We start from the raw sequence: 1722 nt of genomic DNA, 5'->3' as shown, positions 1-1722 counted from the left end.
ATACCTTATATATATGTATAACAAAAATGAAACTTAAGTTTAGGTATATATAATGATGATGAATTTAAATTTTTCAGAAGCGGCACAACGAGTCAAAGATGTTGTGATCCATACACCCCTTCAGCTTAATCTGAATCTTTCGAAGAAATACAATTGCAATGTTTATCTGAAAAGAGAAGATCTTCAGATTGTACGTTCCTATAAACTAAGAGGAGCTTATAATATGATGAAATCTTTATCTGCGGATGAGTTAAAAAAAGGAGTTGTATGTGCTAGTGCAGGAAACCATGCACAGGGGGTTGCATATAGCTGCAACAGGATGGGAGTAAAAGGAGTGATATTTATGCCAAGTATTACACCAAAACAAAAAATTGACCAGACCAGAATGTTTGGAGACTCCAATATCGAGATTATTCTGACCGGTGATACTTTCGATGATTGTGCAGCGGCAGCTAAAATTTACACTGAAGAAAAAGGAATGGTATTCATTCCGCCTTTTGATCATGAACGAATTATCGAAGGGCAGGGGACTGTAGGTGTAGAATTGTATGAGGATCTGAAAAATATAGATTATATAATCGTTCCAAACGGAGGTGGAGGCTTGTGTGCTGGCATCAGTACATTTGTGAAATCCGTAAGTCCGGAAACAAAAGTTGTGGGTGTTGAACCTGAAGGTGCTCCATCTATGACTTTAGCATTGAAAGAAAGACAGCCAAAAGAAGTTCCCTCAATAGATAGATTTGTAGACGGAGCGGCTGTAAAGAAAGTCGGTGAGCTTACCTATAATCTATGCAGTCAGAATCTGGATGACATGTTGTTGGTTCCTGAAGGGAAAGTTTGTACTACTATTTTACAGCTATATAATAAGGATGCAATTGTAGTTGAACCTGCAGGAGCACTTTCGGTAGCCGTACTGGATCAGCTTAAAGAAGAAATAAAAGGTAAAAATGTAGTTTGTATAATTAGCGGTAGCAATAATGATATCGACAGAATGCAGGAAATAAAAGAGCGCTCCTTATTATACGAAGGCTTGAAACATTATTTTGTTTTGGAATTTCCTCAGCGTCCAGGTGCCTTAAAAGAATTTGTAACCAATATTATGGGAGAAAATAATGACATTACCTACTTTCAATTTTCCAAAAAGAATAATAAAGAAAGCGGCCCTGCGGTAATAGGTATTGAGGTTGAAGCCCCTGAAGACTTTGAAAATCTGAAAAAAAGAATGGATCAGAATATGCTGAAATATACCTATCTTAATAATGATCAACTGCTGTTTAATAACCTTATTGGGTAGTTAGCTCATTGTGGATAACTGAGGATAACTTTGTAAACTGCTGTATATAGCCTGTTTGAATATATAAGATATGCACATTTGGTCTAAACGGAGCAATTCGATTTGTTTTTTATAGAGTAGTTACCCTATCTTTGTAGTCACCTTTTTAATCAAGGTAAGCGCAGAGATCATCAACAAATAAGAATACTAAAAACTTTTTCAAAAAAGTCTTTGTCGTTCTAAAAAGTTTTTCTACTTTTGCAGTCCTAAACAATGAGAGTTGTTAGGGGAGCAGGAGGTAATTGAGACTGGAAAAAACGATTTAATTTTTTAGAAAAAAGATTTGGTCATGTTAATAAAATTTATTAGTTTTGCCCACGCAAAAATGGTTAATAAAAGGACTGTTAGAGCGGAGTAGAGTTAATAAAGATGACTGAAAAAAAACTTCA

1 protein-coding gene is annotated in these 1722 nt (G+C 35.3%); it reads left to right on the top strand.

Going from position 1 to position 1722, the window contains the following annotated elements; all coding sequences use genetic code 11:
• Positions 1 to 52 precede the first annotated feature (52 nt).
• On the top strand, positions 53 to 1294 hold the full coding sequence (gene ilvA / locus BAZ10_RS06400) for a threonine ammonia-lyase IlvA (protein ID WP_078771360.1): 1242 nt from the start codon (positions 53 to 55) through the stop codon (positions 1292 to 1294).
• The last annotated feature ends 428 nt before the right edge of the window (positions 1295 to 1722 follow it).

This window comes from Elizabethkingia occulta (genome assembly GCF_002023715.1).
Taxonomy (GTDB): Bacteria; Bacteroidota; Bacteroidia; order Flavobacteriales; family Weeksellaceae; genus Elizabethkingia; species Elizabethkingia occulta.
The sequence above is the reverse complement of the archived record's forward strand: the minus strand, read 5'-3'. Positions and strand labels throughout refer to the sequence as shown.

Bases quoted from the DNA above. Each gene is read 5' to 3' on its own strand.
- ilvA (WP_078771360.1), top strand. From the start codon at position 53: ATGATGATGAATTTAAATTTTTCAGAAGCGGCACAACGAGTCAAAGAT.